Source organism: Flavobacterium hydrophilum (genome assembly GCF_003202405.1).
GTDB lineage: Bacteria > Bacteroidota > Bacteroidia > Flavobacteriales > Flavobacteriaceae > Flavobacterium > Flavobacterium hydrophilum.
In genome coordinates this window covers 803,822-821,199 of record NZ_QJHL01000001.1, presented here as the reverse complement: position 1 = coordinate 821,199, position 17,378 = coordinate 803,822, and the positions used below count along the sequence as shown (strand labels likewise).

At 35.7% G+C, this 17,378-nt stretch carries 7 protein-coding genes; all 7 read right to left on the bottom strand.

Annotated features, from left to right (window positions below; translation table 11 throughout):
- Window positions 1–246: 246 nt before the first annotated feature.
- The 7 genes from DMB68_RS03365 to DMB68_RS03335 all read right to left on the bottom strand — a co-directional run bounded on the left by DMB68_RS03365 (window position 247) and on the right by DMB68_RS03335 (window position 16,713).
- Window positions 247–2,958, bottom strand: a complete 2,712-nt coding sequence (locus tag DMB68_RS03365) for a T9SS type A sorting domain-containing protein (RefSeq protein ID WP_110345246.1) — start codon at window positions 2,956–2,958, stop codon at window positions 247–249.
- 45 nt (window positions 2,959–3,003) lie between these two features.
- Entirely contained in the window at window positions 3,004–5,541 is a 2,538-nt protein-coding gene (locus DMB68_RS03360) for a glycosyl hydrolase 115 family protein (protein WP_110345245.1), read from the bottom strand.
- Between the two features lie 37 nt (window positions 5,542–5,578).
- Window positions 5,579–8,287, bottom strand: a complete 2,709-nt coding sequence (locus DMB68_RS03355; protein ID WP_110345244.1) for an alpha/beta hydrolase-fold protein — start codon at window positions 8,285–8,287, stop codon at window positions 5,579–5,581.
- A 33-nt stretch (window positions 8,288–8,320) separates the two neighbouring features.
- The gene (locus tag DMB68_RS03350; protein WP_110345243.1) at window positions 8,321–9,556 is read right to left on the bottom strand and encodes an SGNH/GDSL hydrolase family protein; all 1,236 of its coding nucleotides are present in this window, start codon (window positions 9,554–9,556) and stop codon (window positions 8,321–8,323) included.
- 106 nt (window positions 9,557–9,662) lie between these two features.
- The gene (locus DMB68_RS03345; protein WP_110345242.1) at window positions 9,663–11,405 is read right to left on the bottom strand and encodes a glycoside hydrolase family 43 protein; all 1,743 of its coding nucleotides are present in this window, start codon (window positions 11,403–11,405) and stop codon (window positions 9,663–9,665) included.
- A gap of 265 nt (window positions 11,406–11,670) precedes the next feature.
- Entirely contained in the window at window positions 11,671–13,611 is a 1,941-nt protein-coding gene (locus tag DMB68_RS03340) for a RagB/SusD family nutrient uptake outer membrane protein (RefSeq protein ID WP_110345241.1), read from the bottom strand.
- Between the two features lie 12 nt (window positions 13,612–13,623).
- Complete coding sequence (locus DMB68_RS03335; protein WP_110345240.1) at window positions 13,624–16,713, bottom strand: SusC/RagA family TonB-linked outer membrane protein; 3,090 nt, start codon at window positions 16,711–16,713, stop codon at window positions 13,624–13,626.
- Between the last annotated feature and the right edge of the window lie 665 nt (window positions 16,714–17,378).

The window sequence follows — 17,378 nt, the reverse complement described above, 5'->3', positions numbered from 1 at the left end:
ATGATTCTTATCAGTGATATAAAATCAGGCATTAGATTCAAAATTATCTTTTTAATCATTTTATTGCCTGGTGACTCAAGATAAGAAAGCTTTAATCTTTCAATTATCTATTTTTTTTCCTCTCAGCGGTTTTAGAACAAAACCCCGCGATAATTTAATGTCGCAGGGTAAAATATTCTAATAGATTCTGCTTTAAAATGTACTAATTAATTTAAAGCCTTTTTCAATCATTCTCAACCTGAAATTTTATCTTTTTATAAACTTCCTGGTTATTTTAGATTTACCGTTTGTTCCATTAATAAAATATACTCCGGCAGGCAGTGACTCTATTCTTATTCTGGTATTTCCATTTTTCAAAGTCCCTGAATTCATTAAATTGCCCTGAATATTGAAAATTCTATAATCAAAATCAGAAGACAACATATCTACAAAAATTTCCTCCACTGCAGGATTTGGATATAATGTGAAATCTGCCTTGCTGAATTCATTCTGATTCGTACTTAATGTATTAAATTCAAAAGGAAGAACTGCAGCATTATATCCGCTTTTTTCACTTAAGTAGAAGCGAAAGGATGAAATTAAGGGTTCACTTCCGACAGTTACAGGATAAAATGCAGTAACATTATTTACTGTCTTCAATGTGTAACTTCCTGCCGGAGCTTTAACGCCAATGTAAACCGGATTCATCTGATTAACAGTCAACGCTTTTGGTGTTGAAACATTTCCGGTACCACTAAAAGCAAATGTACCTGAACCATTTAATAAAACAGGCGTATTGGCCGGAATTACACCTTCAATTTTAGTACATATTATTTTAGCAGATGAAGGTTGCATCGTATAAGCTGTAATGCCCTGAGGTATAGTGGCTTCAAATGGAAGCACTAAAACATCGTAATCTGTAATCGTTTTGGTAAAAGATGCAGCTGTAGCTGAAAAACCAAAAGGAACATTAAAATCACCACCCAGATCCATAAGGTTTAAATTATTGCTCACAGTTCCGGATACAACATTCATAGCAGTATTATTCGCCGTTACATAAAAAATACTATTTTTATTGGCTGATTTGGCATGCCAGTCCTGAGATGAACTTATACCTGTGGCATTTCTAAAATCTAATGACACATATTTCGTACTTTCCAGTGCATCCATCAAAAGACTGTCATCATCTGAATATGTACCTCCAAATTCGGCTGCTTTTTCGTCAGCAATATTAAAATATACATCACCTAAATTTAAAGTAAGTACTGAACTGTAATTAGAATTTCGCAGGCCAATAATACCGGTACATCCATCTGTAAGAACTGCTTTAGAAATATCAAATGTCAAATCAAATTCAACGCCGGTAGGAAAATTGAATTTTCCATAATTTTTAGACTTAACTTCGCCATTGTCATTGATATAATACAGTGTTGTATTATCAGTATTAGCCTGATTTGCAGTAGTAAAACTTTTAACATGCATTATAAACTTATTATAACGGTTGTCTAATTTTAAATACCCGTTAGAATCGGTCATATTAGTACTTATCAGTGGATTTGCGTTTGCAAATGTCACAGTTTTGCCGCTAATCTGGTATGTTGTTCCAAATGCAGGATTTGTAACAGACTGATTTTCAATTTTTGCATAATGAACTTCTTTACTGGTCATTTGTGATGGTACTCTTTCCTTACTCTTTTCAAAAGTCAAAGTAATAAAACTCGAAGCATCAATACTCACTACGGGACGAAATGTTTCCGTAAAACTAACCGCAGTGTTTTGTATGTCAATACTCTGAGTAGTAATTGTTTTAGTTCCTTTTACGGAATAAAATGGTAAATCTACAGTCAGATTATAAGTGTTTTGCGATGGATTAATAATAGTAAGAACAATTTTATCACCAGCATCATTGATGTACGAAGAGCCTTTAAGCTGTGCAGTAGCATCACTCCATGTTGATTCGATACGTGTTGTACCGGTAGTGAATTTTGCATATTGCGAAAGTATATGCCCCCTTTTGGTAATTTCTCCGGCAACTGTTCCGTTTGATCCATCACCCATCAGAGCATAATATCGCTTAGTGGCGTAGTGAATCCAGGCATTCACATTTCCCAGCATCGCATCATTGACACTGTTTGCGAAACTAAAAGCATCAATTCCCCAATTAAAATCGCGAACCGTACTTCCTGAATTCCAGTTAATAAGATATTCTGTCATCCATATTTCTTTGTTATAATTCTGAAATTGTTTGTATTTGGACTGAATACCACCATACTGATGAACGCCGTAAACTTCAAAATTTTGCATGACACTGGCATCCAGAAAAGCATTTGCAAAAGAATCTGAATAACCAACACTTTCAGGCGCAATAACCTTACAATTAATAAGATGACCGAAATTTTTAACAAAAGTAGCTATTTGTACAGGTGTCCATATACAACCTTGATAAGTTGCCATTTCATCAGGCTCATTTTGAATTGAAATATAATCGAGTTCTACACCATTATCACGAAGATACGTTACATAACGATTAAGATACAAAGCATAATCCTCATAATGTTCTTCTTTCAGATAGCCAATTTGCTTAACTCCGTTTTCATCGGTAAAAACTGCAACTTCACTATTGTTTGTTTTCCATTCAGCAGGCATTGTCCAGGGACTTGCAAAAATCTTTAATCCCAGGTCATTTTTGGCTAATTTTGCAGTTGCAAGCGTTGAAGGCCAGTTACTCTCTCCCGGAATATAAAGGCGCATAATATTGTAACCGGCATCACTATTTGTTCCCCACATTTTTTTGATTTCGTCAGTTGACATGTAATTATAGCCAAACTGAGGACTGCATACAAAACCTCCAAAACCGGTGACTTTCTGATATGTTTTATTTTTATCAATTTGAACTTTTGCATTCTGTGCATGCAAACTGAAAGATAAAGCAAATAAAACGGCAAACAATATTAAACTTAATTGGTATACTTTTTTCATATTTTTTACTATTATTGGTTACTAAAATTTAATCAATTAAATAATTTAGAATTTATCCTGATAAATAATTTCGCTTTCCGGAGCTCCCAGGTAAGCTGGCTTTAAACCGCCGCAATCGATAAGGATTTTTTGCAGGACAATTCCAGGGTCTAATACACGAATACGCAATGTGTGTTTCCCGGAATTTAAAATGCTGTGTTTGGTAACGGATTTAATAATATGTTCAGCCTGCCATTTTCCTAATTCACCTCTGTAGTGACCATTAAAATTTATAGTTTGAGGCTCATTTCCATCAAAAGAAATTTCGTATTTCAGTCCTTTATTACCATTAAAATTGAGTGTTGGAGCTAACCAAAGCTGAACACTCAATTCACCTTTAGATTCAAAATTGACATCATATTCCAGAAAAACATTTTCATCCTTTTTGGGATACGTATTTTGAGGGAATGTAGTAATCCCTGATTTTGTTTTGCCAAAGTCAGGAATCACTTCCCAGTGAATATTTTTAGAATTATTCAAAGCTGAATAATTTTCGGCTTCTATAGAGATGTACCCGTTTTTTTCCTGGAAAACAGCTCTTTTAGAAACTTTTTCTTCAGTTACATAAGTAACTTCGGGAAGGATATTTTTTGGAGCATCATGCCAGGCTTTATATCCAATTCTCATCTGATCCATTATATGAGTCCATTTCCCACCTGAAATTTCATTGTTGTATTTGTTTTGAAGAATAGAATCTCTTGCAAAATTACTTTTCACCTGCTCCGCAAAAGTGTTCGCTAAAATGTTTTTTTCTGACGCCAGTTTTCTGTTATTTGCCTGTGCAAAATACATTTCGTAAAGATTACTGCAGGCATCTATAGGATATAGTACAAGCTGAAAATAAGCATCTTTGTATTGCTGTGGAATATCATTGTAAATTCGATAAGCATCAAGTGACAGATTCTTATAATCAGTAACAACGGTTTGAAATTCATTATAATTTTCAAGACTGTAGGTTTTGCTGTCCAACATTTCAGGAGTAACTCTTCTGTTGAATTTTGGATAGGTATTTAATAGTCTTGCAATTTCTTTGGCATGTTCTTTTCCGAACTGATCAGTTGCCCATTTTTCGGTAAATTCGAAAAGATTCTGAGAATTAAAATTCTTAGGATTCCATGCCATCTCCAAAAAGAAACTGATGGGAAATTCCATTGGTTTCAAATCTCCTACATTGACGATCCAGATTTTATCGACACCGTGTTCGTAGGTAAGATTCATTTGTTCCCAGACTCTTTGTATCGGACTTATATTTATCCACTTCGAATTTCTTGGTCCTCCTACATAATCAAAGTGATAATACATTCCGTAACCGCCTTTGTGCATGGACTTTGTCAGGTCTGGGAGTTTGCGGACATTTCCCCAGTTATCATCACAGAATAATAAAATAACATCGTCAGGAACTCTCATCCCCTGATCATAATAATCCTGTACTTCCTTATACAATGCCCATACCTGAGGTGTTTTTTCGGCTTTTTTATGGGTAACCTGTGCAATAATTTTACGCTGTTCTTTTACAATATTCTCCAGCAGGCTTATATTGGTTCCTTCGCTCATCGCTTCATCCCCGTCTCCGCGCATTCCAACTGTCACCAGTTTTTCCCAATTCTTACTGCGCTCTATTCCGCCTTTCCAGAATTCGTCTAAAACTGTTTTATTTTTAGCATAATCCCAAACATTTGGAAGATTGTTTTTTTTAATATATCGATGCCAGTCGGTCTGAGCCAAAGCCATTGGTTCATGATGTGAGGTCCCAACGATAATTCCCATTTCATTGGCAAGAGGTCCGCTAGCTGCATCATCATCATAAAAAGCGTTACCCCACATCGCGGGCCAGATATAATTGGCTTTAAGACGAAGCAACAATTCAAAAACTTTTTCATAGAACTGACTGTTAAAGCCTCCAAATGTAGCTTTAGACCAGCCACTTAATGCGGGGGCTTCGTCATTGATAAAAATCCCCCTGTATTTTACGGCTGGTTCTCCATCAGTGTATATGCCTTTTACAAAATAAATATTATCTTTTTGCTCAACAGGTACATCAGCCCAGTAATACCAAGGAGAAACACCAATTTGTCGGGACAATTCATAGATTCCGTATATCGTGCCTCGTTTATCACTACCTGCAATTACAAGAGCTTCCTCCACTCCATTGAATGGATTTTTAACACTTTGTATAATAAATTTTTCATTCTTTCCTTTAAGGAGCTTTTCGTCTATTTTTTTCTGTTTTACTAAATCGTCAATGATAGAATTGGTCCCGATTACCCCTATGATGATCAGTGGCGAAGACGAATTTGGATTCTGGTTAAAAACCGTTGGCTTTTGACCTGTTACCTTTTCAAAATCAGACTGCAGATTGCTTAGTGCACGCCCAATACCCGGATCTATTCCGGTATTAACAAAAAAAGAAAGAGGTATTGATTTCTCTTTCAAAACAAGAACGTCACTGCCTTTTTTAGCTGTTATAAAAGGTTGTGCTGCTTTTAATGTACACGATATGCAGATGGCGAGCAGAGTTATGATAAATACTGAAAATCTATTCATTGTGTTTTATTAAAAAATCAATTATATATCACTCCTCCTATTTGAACAAGACTGGTGCGAACATAAATAAATCGTGACTCCATACCGGCCAGGTATGTCCTCCCGGATATTCGCTGTATTTATATTTAATACCAATTTGGTCAAACCTGCGCATCATTATTTTACAATTTTCAAAAGCAATATCTTCTTTGCCTCCCATCGAAATCCAAAATTCTTTAATATTTGAATTAATAGTGGCGGTATTGTTTTTCATAAATTCATATTGAGGTTCTGACAGCGTTTGATTATTGGCCCACCAGCCTGAACTAAATACGCCTATATAAGAAAACATATCTGAGTTTTTAACACCTGTATAAAGTGTCTGTAATCCGCCCATTGACAATCCGGCTAAAGCTCTGTTTTTAGCATCAGCTGCTACTTTAAAATTACTTTCTACAAATGGTATTGCTCCCGATTTTAATTCATTTTCAAAAGCTTTCAGGGCATTTTCATTGAAACCTTCAGTTCCTCCCATATTGCCGTCAATCATTGCTATGACCATTGGCTTTGCTTTATTTTCAGCTATAAGATTGTCTAAAATTAAATTAGCCTTACCCTGAGTTGCCCATCCGCTCTGATCTTCACCGCCTCCATGCAATAAATATAAAACAGGATATTTTTCTGTAGCATTCTCATAGGCCGGTGGTGTGTAAACATACATTTCGCGCCATGAATTAGTAGCTTTTGAAAAGTATTTTTTAATTCTTATGTCTCCATGAGGGATATCTTTTAAAGCATAAAAATCTCCTTCTTTATTTGGGATTTCTATTCCGCTGGCCATACGTCCCATACCATAAAAACTTTTACTTGACGGATCGGCAACAGCAACACCATCAATAAGTAACGAGTAATAATTAAAACCTTTATTAATGATATCAGTAGTTACATTCCATGTTCCCTCTCCATCTTTTACCATGTCGTATTTTCTCCCTAAATCAATTTGCACTTTTGTTGCTTCCGGTGCCTTAACTTTAAAAACTACCCGATTGTCCGGCAATATTTGAGGATATTTTGCATTGCGGATATTAGTTTCTGCCTGAGATCCTAAAATAGTATATTTTGCAAAATTTGAAGTATCTACATTTTTAAACAAAAACTGTGAGAACATGTACAAACCGTTTTTCCATACCTTAAAATCATGAACTCCCGGTTCTATGTAATAGACATGCGGAACATCATTTTTATATAAATAATCGTGGGTACGTTTGCTGTTATCGATAAGCCAGTCGTTATCACCACAGGAAATCCAGAGCAGTTTTAATTTCTTTTTTGCTTCTTCAGGATTAGGAAGGAGTTCTTTTGGGATTTTAGTATTTGGAGCTGCAGAAAATGCACCAACCCATGCAAATTTATCTAAATTACCTAATCCGAAATTCAGAGACTGCCCTCCACCCATAGATAAACCTGCAATAGCGCGGTGTTCTCTATCTTTCAGAACCGGGTATTTTTTTTCGATAAAAGGAATTAGATCATTTAATAAGTCTTTTTCGAAAGTAGAAAATGCCTGTACTTTATCCGGAGCCATTATATTACCAGTGGCACTGTCATCTTTCATTGCCCTGCCATTTGGCATCACCACAATCATAGGTTCTATTGTTCCTTCCGCGTAAAGGTTATCCAGAATAACCTGCGGATTACCTCCGTTGAGCCATTCTTTTTCATCTCCTCCTATTCCATGTAAAAGATATAATACAGGATATCTTTTCTTTTTATTAAATCCCGGAGGTGTGTATACAGTAGCTTTTCGGACAGAACCTACCGTTTTGGATTCATAATTAATAGTCTCTACTTTTCCGGACGGAATGTTTGCATTTAACTGATCAAAACCAACAGGAGCCTGTACCCTTAAAGGCACTTCGTTATCTGAGAATTTATATCCCAATAAAGAAAGCATTCTCTGTGCATAGCGTTTTCCTAATTCTCTGTAACCCGAGGCATTAAAATGTAAAAAATCAGGCTCAGCTGTACATCCTTTAGATGAGATCACATAAGAATTTGCTATTGTTTTTGGCAGTGTCGCAATAATTTTATTCATGCTTCCACATTTACCGTTCTGGTCTTCATTAACTGTCTCACCAGAAAGAAGTGGTACTCTTTTCGGATCCAGATTCAGATCTTTCATCAAATTATCGTAGACAATTTTTACCTTTTTAGTCCAAAGTGTATCACCGGTATTAGATTCTCCCTGATGGATTAAAATACCTTTAATAACTCCTTTTTTCTGTGCTATTTTTGCCATTTCAACCAGCCTCCCATAAGGATTTCCGTCGTATTCCTTAAGCATACCTTTCATCCAGTCGGGTGCAGTTGCAACATATTCTGCTGACTTATCTTTATCAAAGAGTTCAATTTTACAGCCTCCAACGGCTACATTGATGACGCCCACTTTTACTTTTTTAGGAAGATTGGCAACCATGTTTCTTCCAAAATAATCAACAGGTGTTAGTCCGGTATTACAACGGCATAAAGGTGGAACAGCAGTATACCAATTCCCCATTTTACGTCCTGTCTCGGGACAGTTTACTGCTGCCAGAACCTGAAACCTGTCGTCAATCTCTACCTTGTCCTGAGCTTCTATTTTCGCATACCCTTCCATGTTAGACTGGCCAAAACTTAAATAAACGTGAAAATCAGAGTCTTGAGAGTATCCTTTTTGTACAATTGAAAAAAGGAGAGCAAATGCGAAAAATTTAGTTATTAGTTTCATAAGGTATTTTTATTATCAAAAATCATTTAAGTTTTATTTAAATAAATCCAGATCTACAGCTTCTCCCATTCTGAGATAACCTGATTCGTTTGGATGCAAAAAGTCGCCGTCATGCATGTCTGATAAAATAGTTTTTGAGCCTATTTCTGAAACCATTGCCTTATCAAAATCAATTACAGCATCAAAGGCGTTACTATTTCGAATCCATGTGTTTACGATATCTCTTGCTTCCTGTCTGTAGGGCGCATCATAAAACGATTTCTGAAAAGGTAAAATGGTACAGCCATAGACTTTGATTCCTTTAGCATGTGCTTTATCAATCATGACTTTGTAAGCCTCAATCAATTCCTGAGCTTTAAGAGGTGCATCTTGCGGATTTTTAATTCCTCCAATATCATTAACCCCTTCAAGAATCACTAACCATTTTGTGCCTTTTTGAGATAATACATCCCTGTCAAAACGATTCAGTGCTGTTGGGCCTAATCCGCCTTTAACCACACAATTCCCTCCTATTCCTAAATTCAAAACTCCTATATGATCTGTTTTTTTATTGGCAAGTAATCTGGCAGATAAGATATCTGTCCATCTGTTTTGTTTATTGGTTCCGGATCCACGGCCATCAGTAATAGAATTTCCAAGGCAAACGATATTGGCAGATTGGTCGTTATTAACATCTACTCCCATAATGGAATACCAGTGATCTGTTTTTACCGCACCGGAAAAAGCAGCATCAGAAATGTTATCCCCTTGCAAAATGTAAGAAGTCGTTCTGGAACCCGGATGTCCTGATGTTTTATGCGATGCAGCTCCGTAATGAATGGTAATGGCTAATAGCTGGCCTGCCTTTAAATCAAAATCAAAGGCATCTGAAAATACTTCCTGTTCCGGATTCATTGTTATTTCAGGATTTCCGTTGAAACTTAGTATTTTTTGTGTTGCAGGATCAATCCCCGGAGCAGCAGTTACATTTGCTACACTTACCGATTTCAAGACGGTTGGCTGATCACTGAATATATTGGAAAAACGGAGGCGCAGCTGCTTCCCTCCTATTGAAACTCTAATAATTTGTCGAATGGTATTTTCTGCCAGACCCGGTTCAGGAGGCATGTTATTTGGTTCTACCAGCATTTGTGCCGTTGCCCAGGTACCCACCCAATTCTCATTACCTGACTTTCCTGCTTTTTTAATAGGTGATTGACTGGGCTTACATCCCAAAATCAAAAGCAAGAGAGGTATAAACAATAACCATTTGAAATATTCTCTTTTCATGTGTAGCTATTTATTGATTATTATCATTTTTAATACTTAAATTAATAAGTATGTAGTTTCTTTCTTTTTAAATACTACATACTTATTAATTTGTAAAATTCAATATTTATTCTGCCTTGGTGTCGTTTGCAGCTGTGGCATGTAATCCTACTAATGCTCCTGTAAAACCTCCGGCCACATTTGTTGAAAGTATATCTCCGGAAACACTTCCTCCTAAGTTTTCAAAATCGGTACCATTTAAAGAATAGCTAAATTCATAATTATCTCCCTTTGCTTTTACCTGAAGACGAAGTGGCTTTTTAATTTCAATTTTGGTACTGGCAATAATTTTTGACTGACCTTTTTCTGTTCTTTCCAATAAGATATAGGTGTCTTTTCCTTTTTTTGTGATTCCAAAAACATAATTAAAACGCTCATTTTGTAAACATACAATTCCTGCAAGATCCTTTTCAGATGCCGGTTTATAATCTATTGTTGTTGCAAAAGAAAAAGTGTTGTGCATTTGTCTGTAAAAAAGTGTAGAAGTTGGTTTTACTTCCTTGATATTTACTTCAAAAGGAGTAATCTGTAATCCTTTTTTAGTTACTGAAATGAAATTTTCACGAGGACCTCTAAGTCCAATCCATCTGTAATCTAATTTTTCAGAAGTAAAATTTTCGGTAAACGTAAAATTCCCATTTGGGAAAAATCCACCTTTGCCTGTTTTGTTTTCAGTAACTCCTTCAGGCATTTTTATTTTGGGCTCCAGAGGTACTAATCCGTTTTCAAAAACCGGAAAAACGCCCGACCAGTCTACAGGCAGCATAAAAGTTTCGCGTCCTGTATTAACTCTGTCCTTGTCATTAGGACGAACACCTAAAAATACACCATAATATTTATTATCCGGACCAAGTACCAAATCTGCATGACCGGCCCAATCTACTTTATCTGCCCTGTCTTTTGGAAAATATCTTTGGGTAAGAATTGGGTTATTTGATGCTGGTTTAAAAGGTCCTTTTGGACTATCACTAACAAAAATAACTTCGCTATGATTTCCTCCGGTTCCTCCTTCGGCGCACATTAAATAGTAACGCCCGTCTTTTTTATACAAATGGGGTGCTTCGATCCATATTGGTTTTTTAGAAAGATCGACGCCTCCGTCTACTATAATTTTATCAGTACCCGGAATTACTTTATCATTTTCAAGGTCATATTCCCAAACTTTTATTACACGATGTCCCTGATATAATTCTTTTCCTTTATCAGGAGCATCATTATGAACAATGTAACCTTTTTTTCCGTTATCGTCAAAGAATATACAAGGATCAATTCCTTCAAAAGCTAATTTTACAGGACTTCCCCATCCTTTCATAGGATCTTTTGTTTTTACTATAATATTGCCCAAACCTCCTGAAAATGCTGTTACAATCATATAGAAAGTATCATTATGAGGGTTATAAGTTATACCTGGAGCATATACTCCTTGGCTGATACCAGTATTATGCGGATTAAATTCAGAGACATTGTTTAATACGCCCCCCAGATCAGTCCAGTTCACTAAATCTTTAGAATGGAAAACCGGCACTCCGGGAAACATGGCAAATGAAGAACAAACCATGTAATAGTCATCTCCTTTTCTCGTAATAGCAGGATCCGGATAACACCCTTGCAAAACTGGAGAATAAAACTCATCCGGTTTCAGTGGATTATTTTTATAAATATCATCATCTCCCTGGTAAACAACATTGGAAAAAATCGGGCCTCTCTCAATCTTCTTTTTTGGAAGAGTATCTTTAACCGTTGCTTCATTAAAAGAAAAAAGAAATAATAATGATATTGATAATAAGAAAAATATTGGTTTCTGCTTCATTTGTACTGGTTTATTATTAACATCTCTTTGAAATGTCCTATATTTAAAAGTATTTCATTTTATATCAACTGTATTAGTATTTGTCATCACGTCTTAATATATAATAGCTGTAAAACCTGACCTTTACGAGTTGAATTCAGAATTTAAAAGCCGAGGGAATTACCCCTCGGCTTCAAACTAAGCAAACTTAAAAAAACCTTCTTATAAAGTTATTCTGTAAAATCAACGCCTATAATTACGGCTACATTTGCTTATAATATTAGGATTAATATCCTGGATTTTGGTATTCTGCTTTTTCAGCAGCGCTCATTTCCATTAAATCTATCTGACCTTGAGGAATTGGGCGTAAATAATGATATGGTTGAATAGTTCTGGTAACAATCTGTGGTGTATGCTGACCATAATTCGACCCACTGATTGAGTAAGTGCCCGCAATTTCATTCCATTTTTGAGTTCTTACTAAGTCATACCAACGGTATCCTTCTCCATAGTACTCACGTGAACGCTCAGCCAGAATATAATTAATAGTAATTACAGCCGGAGTTGCACTGGTTAATACAGTACTGTTGTCTGCACTCTTAGCTACATGACCATTGTTATCCCAACGCCATTTTCCAGCACGTGCACGTATTACGTTTATAAGGCTTCTGGCTGTCATAGAACCAGTTGCCCCTTTTACTGCAGCTTCTGCTGCAACAAAATAAAGTTCTGAAAATTTAGCTACCGGGAATGGTCTTGTACTACCAGCATTCGGCTGTCCTAATCCTCCGGCATTATCAGTACGATATGGCCCTAATTTCCATAGACCTGGATAAACTATTCTGCTTATTCCGGATGGTGAAATAACATAATCAGCTCTGCCGGGTAAAACTCCTGCTCCAACACCGCTGTCTCCTGCTCCTGAAGGATATGTAATTGGTGTAGCCGGTTCATCATTTAAGAAAGTTAAAATTGCTCCATTTGGTGCTACAGGCAATCCATTAGCATTGTTAAGCGTAGCTACATTTGTTAATCCTGTTCCGAGTAAATTCCAATTTCCGCGATAAACAGAAGTAAATGTTCCATCATATCTGGAATCATTAGTTTTATCAGCAAATGTATTTGTAAAAACTTCAATAGGCGGTACCATTCTTACCCATGGACGTCCTAAGAATTGATCAGCAGCTCTTTGTACAGAAGAAACTGAAGCTCCTCCATTTTTACTTCTTATAGCAGTGTAATTGAATGTCCCCATCCATCCGGCAAAATTATCAGGTGAGCCTCCGCTTCCGTAAGTTAGACTGGCACCATTGTAATATTCGCTTTCCTCCGTATGATCAGCATAAAGCATCATTTCTTTATTACGGTCATTAGAACCTAAGTTAACATCATAATAATAATCCAACAATCCATATGAACCCGGATTGTTAATTCCTTCTAAAGCCAAATCGTATGCTTTCTGAAAATACCATTGTGCATTATGTCCATCAGGATCTACTCTTGGTGTATCAGGATAAGTTGGAATATTATTTGGATTTTCCAACCACCAAGCATATGTCAGGTAGGCTTTCGCCAAAAATAAACGGGCTAATGTTTTAGTGGCTGTACCTGTTAATCTTGGTGCATCAGGTAAATCATTTACAGCTGTTACCAAATCCGGGAAAATAGCTTTAGTATAAACCTCAGTAACGGTATTTCGTTTAGAAGATCTTGACGGTTTGGTGTTGAATTTCAGTTCACCTGCTCCTAAATCTAAAGGCACACCACCAAAATTCTGTACCAATAAAAAGTAATCAAAAGCTCTAAAGAACCTTGACTCAGCAATTAAACTACTTGCCACACCCACTGCTGCTCCATTTTCAATAATTCCGCTGGCAGTATTGATATCATTATAAGAGTTGTTCCAAACTACGTCTGCTCTGCTCGAATTAGGATTAATTACTCCAACACCCGATAAATCATGATCTTTGAAGTTTCCGTCGGCCTGTTGTCCATATGTATTTTCATCTGTACCGGTCTGAACAGAATTATAATAATATGCCTGCCCGTATATCCAGCGTAAATGAGCATAATGTGAAGTTAATCCCTGTTTTACACCCGCTTCTGTTTTAAAATAACCAGGTTCATAAAAATCATGTGGTTTTTCTTCTAAAATATCAGAGCAGCCTGCAAAGGAGAACAAAACTACTGATCCTATAATTAATTTTTTATAAATATATCGTTTCATGGTTGTTCCTGATTAAAATGTTAAATTAAGTCCGAATAAATAATTTCTGGTTGAAGGTGTGTTTGTTCCAATAACCAAAAATCTTCTGTTGTATGAAGCTACAGCCTGATTTTCATCTCCTAATGAATTTGTTTCCGGATCCATTCCAGATTTTTTATGGTATGGAGAAAATAATACAAAAGGATTTTGTGCCGTAACATAAAGTCTAAGCTTTTCAATCCCTAAATCTCTCATAAATTGCTGATCTAATGTGTAACCTAATGTTAGCGCTCTGATTTTTACATACGATGCATCAAAATATCCCATTGTTGACATATATTTTGGGTTATCCCCGCTTCTGATACCTCTTGGATTAGGAAATTCAGCATCTCTGTTGTCCGGTGTCCAGTAATCTACGTCAACATTACTTCTACGGCCGTTTAGAAGATTAAGATAACTTGCACCTCCATAAAGTGTACTTATTAACACACCTCCGCTTTTAAATGCACCAACAGCAGAAAAATCGAAACCTTTATAAGTTAAATTTGTATTGAAACCTCCCTGAAAATCAGGGTCAGTATCTATAATTTGTCTGTCACTTGCATTAATTGCACGTGTTGGCGAACCATCCGGATTAAAATCGCCTGTATATTTCACTTTAATAGATCCTACTACAGTTCCTTGTTGGTTAATACCTGTTGGTCCAGGCTCATATATGGACATGTAAGGATCACCCTCCTGCCAGATACCCACTTTTTGATAATCATAGATAGAATTGATATTATGACCTACAAACCAAGAGTTCCCTTCATCTCTTTGAGCTCCTGAAGCAAGTTTTACTAACTTATTATCATTGGCATATAAGTTAAAACCAACTGTCCAGGTAAGTCCTTTTGGGTTATCAAGAATTACTCCGTTTAATGCTATTTCAAAACCTTTATTCTCAGTCTCTCCAACATTTCCAATATAACTGCTCACACCTCCTGTTGGCGGTAGATTAACACTTTGCAGAACATCGGTTGTATGTGTTGTGTAATATTCAATTGTACCAGATAAACGATTATTAAAGAATCCAAAGTCTAATCCATAATTCCAGGTTGTAGAGAATTCCCACCCTAAATTCGGATTAGGAGCTTGTGTAACATACACCCCCGTTGAGTTTGTACTTCCAAAATTATAAGGTCTTGTACCCAATGCGCCTAAAGTAGAATACGGAGCTACAGCCTGATTAGAAGTTGTACCATAACCGGCACGTAATTTTACCAAATTAACCCAGGAAAGCTTTTTCATAAAAGATTCATTTGAAACTGTCCAACCTGCAGATATTGCTGGATAAGTAAACCATTTATTACCTGGTGCAAGTCTTGAAGAACCATCTGAACGAACTGTTCCGGAAATAAAATATTTATTATCATATGAATACATCAATCTGGCCATATAGGAAGTAAGTCCCCATTGCGTATAATCCTGCTCCTCAGGTCTAATAACTGCCTCTTCTTCACTCTGCCCTAAATTGTAAAACTGAAATGCATCAGAAGTAATTCCGTTTCTTGTTATACGAGAACTGTTACTTGTACGCTGTTCATTTGAATACAATCCAACAAAATTGATGGTGTGTTTATCAGCGAAAGTTTTATCATAAGTCAATAAATTTTCAATAAGCCATTGAGTTGACAATGAGTTGCCAATAGCTGCATTTGAAATCGTTGTTGGATTTACATCAAATACACCATATCCTTCATAATAGCCACTGTTAGAAGTACGAAAATTCAATCCGCCGTTCATGCGATATTTTAAACCTTCAACTCCTGGTATTTTTACCTCTGCAAAAATATTATTATAAGAACTAAAAGCTCTGGTTTGGTTTACATAAGATTCTCCTAAGCCTTCAATAGTATTTCTTGTATACACCCAATTTTCGTCAGCTCCCATTCTAACTGTTCTTTTCAGAGATCCGTCTGCATTATATGGATTTGCTAAAGGTGACGTTCCTAAAATAGTTCCTGTACCAATATTATCGCCATTTGTAACAGCATAATTACTATTAGTGGTAAATCCCATACGGAAAATTTTTCCAATCTGCTGATCTAAACCTCCTCTAAGGCTGAAACGCTCATATTTTTGACCAGGCAAAACAGACTCTTCCTTATAATACCCCAAACCTGCATTGTATGAACCACGCTCAGTACCTCCTGAAACACTCACATCATGACTAATCATTTCACCAGAACCATAGAGCAAATCCTGCCAGTCTGTATTGGTATCTCTGGATTCATCAACACCATCTGTATATAAAGTTGAATAATCACGAAGAGCTGCAAACTTAGCACTATCCATCATATCATATTTACCGAAAACCTGCTTGATACCAGTAAATCCATTGTAAGTAAATGTTGCTTTTTGATTTTTACGTCCTTTGTTCGTTGTAATCAATATAACACCATTTGCACCTCTTGAACCGTAAATAGCCGTTGCAGAAGCATCCTTTAAAACATCAACAGATTTGATATCAACCGGATTAATGTCTCCTATCTCTCCTCCAAAAGGAACTCCATCAAGTACAATTAACGGATTATTATCCCCTGTAAGCGATCTGGTTCCACGTATACGAATTTGCATAGACGCACCTGGTTTTGTTGAAGTCTGTGTTAGTTCAACACCCGCCAGTCTACCCTGTAACGCTTGTGTTACGTTAGCAGATTGTACTTCATTAAGTTCTTTTCCTCCAAGAGAAGCTACAGATCCGGTTACCGCTTCTTTTCTTTGCGTACCATATCCAATAACAACAACTTCTTTTAAAACGCCTGATTCTTCTTCAAGCTTCACATTAATTTGGGTTTGCCCATTTACCGCTACCTCTTTGCTTTTTAGCCCGATAAAGCTAAAAACTAGTACTCCGTTTGAGGGAACATCAATAGAGTAAGTACCATCAAAACCGGTACTTACACCCGTTTTAGTACCTTTTAAATTTACATTAGCTCCGGGAATAGGACCATTTGAATCCGATACCGTTCCTTTGACTTTCGTTTGCGCACCCGCACTGAGTGATAAGCCAAACATTAAGATCAAAAAACAAAAGCATTTCAAATGCTTCGATTTAATTGCAACAAAATAGTTAGTCATAAAAATTGATTTAAATAATTAAAATTGATTTTGGTTGAGTCAATAAGTGTATTTGAAACAAATGTAGAAAAAAACAATTAACACACAATCGGTTGTTTAATTTTTTTTTTAGATAATTAATAATAATTCACAAATAAAAAACATTGTACGCAATATAAATATTAAATAAATGAAAAATATTCATTTATATATACAAATCCTCTTTCAAAAATAATAATTTGTAGTAGAATTTATTGATTAACTAAACAAACCATAAATATTTACTTTTTTCTAAAAACAACAAAATTAAAAGGTAAAATATTGTTAAAATTTAGAGTTCAAAGCTAAGACAATTGGTTGCATAGTAATAAAATTGCAGAAAATGTCTTTAAATTCAAATTTTAAGTAAATAAAAACAAATACAATCGGTTGCTTTTATACCAAACAAAAAAACTCCTTTATATTTTACATATAAAGGAGTTTTTTTGTTATAAATTGCTTAATAAATATGCAATCTTTACTATTATTAATTGCGGATAAATAATAGTAAAGATTCTTCACAAATCAAGATATAAAAAATCAAATTATAATAACTATATTATGCTAAATTCACTTTCAAAAATATTTTAAAAAATGCTGCAAATGCTAACCTTCTATGGCTATCATATATAATAGTGCTTCCTTTT

What these genes read in the sequence shown, in the direction of transcription:
- DMB68_RS03365 (WP_110345246.1), bottom strand. Translation starts at nt 2,958, where the DNA reads ATGAAAAAAGTATACCAATTAAGTTTAATATTGTTTGCCGTTTTATTT.
- DMB68_RS03360 (WP_110345245.1), bottom strand. Translation starts at nt 5,541, where the DNA reads ATGAATAGATTTTCAGTATTTATCATAACTCTGCTCGCCATCTGCATA.
- DMB68_RS03355 (WP_110345244.1), bottom strand. Translation starts at nt 8,287, where the DNA reads ATGAAACTAATAACTAAATTTTTCGCATTTGCTCTCCTTTTTTCAATT.
- DMB68_RS03350 (WP_110345243.1), bottom strand. Translation starts at nt 9,556, where the DNA reads ATGAAAAGAGAATATTTCAAATGGTTATTGTTTATACCTCTCTTGCTT.
- DMB68_RS03345 (WP_110345242.1), bottom strand. Translation starts at nt 11,405, where the DNA reads ATGAAGCAGAAACCAATATTTTTCTTATTATCAATATCATTATTATTT.
- DMB68_RS03340 (WP_110345241.1), bottom strand. Translation starts at nt 13,611, where the DNA reads ATGAAACGATATATTTATAAAAAATTAATTATAGGATCAGTAGTTTTG.
- DMB68_RS03335 (WP_110345240.1), bottom strand. Translation starts at nt 16,713, where the DNA reads ATGACTAACTATTTTGTTGCAATTAAATCGAAGCATTTGAAATGCTTT.